The sequence below is a fragment of the Thermotalea metallivorans genome, from assembly GCF_001562415.1.
Taxonomy (GTDB): domain Bacteria; phylum Bacillota; class Clostridia; order Peptostreptococcales; family Thermotaleaceae; genus Thermotalea; species Thermotalea metallivorans.
Genome location: NZ_LOEE01000018.1, coordinates 1 through 2,781 on the forward strand (window position 1 = coordinate 1; position 2,781 = coordinate 2,781).

Sequence of the window (2,781 nt, forward strand, 5' to 3'; positions counted from 1 at the left end):
GGTTGAAAACCGCAATAACACTGATTTACGCACCATTGGTGCTTTATTCTACTACTGCTGTGATGAGCTCGAAGATATTAAATTCCTTGAAGCTCTGCAGCTTATAATAGAGGCTTTAAAAACTGCTCTACAGGAAAAACTGTTCCTGACAAAAGAGACGATTAATGAATTTTTGGACTACTTTGTCTCGACTTTGCCTGATTATATCAAGCTAAAGCTATCAGTTGCTTCCTGCGAAAGTTGATTTAATTAATTCTTGAAAATAAGGACGTCCCTCATGTTCAGCATAATGTTTTCCTAATATGATTTCATTGGCTTGAATGAGTTTGGCAGCCAGCAATTGAAAACCTTTTCTTTCATATCGGCAAATAATTTCTCCGATGAGTTTTCGTTCTATGCCATCAGGTTTAATTATTACTAACGTTCTTTCCATAAGCATTCCTCCATTTTTCTTTCTTGATTTTTAAAAATGTATATCCATTATACCCAATCATAGGAGTACCTAATACGCCAAAACCTATAAAATTTTTTAAATGCACATATCTTGGTCTTTACACACCTCAGGCGGAGATAACCCTATAGGCAGAACTTTTTTACATGTATATGCTATAAAAACTGCTTGCAAGAAATTTTGCAAGCAGTCGAAGACAATCTATCTGCTGTAATTTTGTATAAACGTTTGAATTCTATTGATACCTTCTATTAAATCCTTTGTATCACAGGCATAGGAAATACGAATAAAGTCATCCATGCCAAAGGCGATGCCGGGAACAACAGCTACCTGGGCTTCTTCTAACAACTGGTTGGAAAAAGCGATGGAAAAGCTTTCATTCCATTTGATTTTATTTTTAAAAGAGGAGATATCAATAAATATATAAAAGGCGCCTTGGGGATGGATAAAGCTAAGGCCGTCAATCCTATTTAAGGCTTCCACAGCAATATCTCTTCTTTCTTTATATATTTTTACCATTTCTCTCATTTCAGTCTGGCATTCTGTCAGGGCGGCGACGGAAGCCCACTGGGATATGGTGCTGGGATGAGATACTAGATGCCCTTGGATAGAGGCAATGGCTTTAGCCAGCTCCTTATTGGTTGCGGTATACCCGATTCTCCAGCCTGTCATGGCAGCCGATTTCGATAGACCATTTACTGTAATGGTGATGCTTTTGATGCTTGCCGATAGAGAAGCGATGCTGGTAAAAGAATCGGTATAGCAGATTTTTTCATAAATTTCATCCGCTAGAATATAAATTCCGTGTTTCAAACAAAGGGAAGCAATGGCCTCTAATTCATCCTTTGTATATACAACTCCGGTAGGATTTGATGGATTGGTAATAAAGATCATCTTTGTCCTATGTGTAAGTACATTTTCAATTTCTTGCGGAACCACTTTAAATTGATTTTCTTTTTTTGTGTCCAGCAACAAAGGGGTTCCTCCTACCAATTTCACCATCTCTGGATAACTAACCCAAAAAGGTTTAGGGATGATAACCTCATCACCGGGGTCCAATATGGCCATTAAAGCATTGGTAATCGCATGTTTTGCTCCGCTGGAAACGACAATTTCATCTACGTCATAGGAAATGTTATTTTCGTGAAAAAGCTTATTTTGTATAGCCTTACGCAGATCTCCCAAGCCTGCGGCTGCATCATATTTCGTTTTATTTTGGCAGATGGCTTCAATAGCTTTTTCTTTTGCGGCTGCAGGTGTTAGAAAGTCTGGCTCTCCTATGCTTAGGCTGATGATGTCAATACCCTGCTGCTTAAGCTGCTGCACCTTTGTGCTGATGCCGATAGTAAAAGATGGGGTAATATTTTTTAATTTTGCGGATAGCATAGTGATCCTCCTTTTTATCATTACTCCTTATTGATACTCTATCTTAATATAGAAATCAATGCAATATATATATCTGCTTTAAGAATTATATCCTACTTGTCTATAAGTGCATACTGTTGATAATAAACAAAAAAAGACAGAAGGAGAAGCTTCTGCCTATAGTTTTGTAAAAATATATAGGTTCCAACCATAGATTTTACTTGAATGAAAATGAATAGATTCGATCCTTTCGATTTTGTTCCATAATAGAATTTGTTTTTATGCATAAGTCAAAAGAATTTGTAATAGTTTTATATTCTTTTTTTGTCCCAGAATCTTTATTTTTTGTAGTATATTTGTCGAACATGTAATTTTTTTTCATAGGAACCCCTCCCTTGAAATGGGATGGACAAAACCACCCAACAAATGAATATTTATACATATAATTTTATAAAAAATATACCCGTTTGTAAATAGTATAAGTAAATTTTTTAGAATATATTCTGTTTTCCTATAAAATGTTAAACTGAATTCTATTGCAGCAATAAAGTATTCGGTGGGGAAAAAGATAATCTCAATAAAAGCGAAGTGAAAATCGGTTGGAGCATATCGAATTTAATCAATATATGTTGAATGAATATATGAAAATTGGATTTCTGCTTAAGGGGAAGGCCTTAGAAAATAGTATAAAATACCAATTGACTTAGTATAAAAGGCTATGGTAACATATATTTTGTCGCGGCAAAGAAAAACCACAAAAATTACCAATAAAAAAATATTGACACAATATAAAAAAAGTGATACATTATAAAAGTCGCTGTTTGATGGCGACCTTCCGATTGGTCTTTGAAAACTACACAGTGTAAGAGGAAAGCCAGCAAGCAAAGAGAAGGAAGAATTTGATTTGAGAGTTTGATCCTGGCTCAGGATGAACGCTGGCGGCGTGCCTAACACATGCAAGTCGA

Annotated in this window: 2 protein-coding genes, 1 rRNA gene and 1 pseudogene; 2 read left to right on the forward strand and 2 right to left on the reverse strand. The window is 35.6% G+C overall.

What is annotated here, in order from left to right:
- Window positions 1-244 (forward strand): annotated as a pseudogene (locus AN619_RS16205) (hypothetical protein); the annotation flags it as partial.
- On the opposite strand, the gene AN619_RS02520 reads toward AN619_RS16205, so the two are convergent.
- Both AN619_RS02520 and AN619_RS02525 read right to left on the reverse strand, forming a co-directional pair.
- Window positions 221-433, reverse strand: coding sequence for a nucleoside-diphosphate kinase (locus AN619_RS02520; protein ID WP_068554799.1), 213 nt, complete (start codon window positions 431-433; stop codon window positions 221-223). The pseudogene AN619_RS16205 and the gene AN619_RS02520 sit on opposite strands and share 24 nt — an antisense overlap.
- A 219-nt stretch (window positions 434-652) precedes the next feature.
- The gene (locus AN619_RS02525) at window positions 653-1,837 is read right to left on the reverse strand and encodes a pyridoxal phosphate-dependent aminotransferase (protein ID WP_068554801.1); all 1,185 of its coding nucleotides are present in this window, start codon (window positions 1,835-1,837) and stop codon (window positions 653-655) included.
- Window positions 1,838-2,716: 879 nt separating this feature from the next.
- Between AN619_RS02525 and AN619_RS02530 the strand changes: the two genes are divergently transcribed.
- Window positions 2,717-2,781 (forward strand): 16S ribosomal RNA (locus AN619_RS02530); the annotation flags it as partial.

What these genes read in the sequence shown, in the direction of transcription:
- AN619_RS02520 (WP_068554799.1), bottom strand. Translation starts at nt 433, where the DNA reads ATGGAAAGAACGTTAGTAATAATTAAACCTGATGGCATAGAACGAAAA.
- AN619_RS02525 (WP_068554801.1), bottom strand. Translation starts at nt 1,837, where the DNA reads ATGCTATCCGCAAAATTAAAAAATATTACCCCATCTTTTACTATCGGC.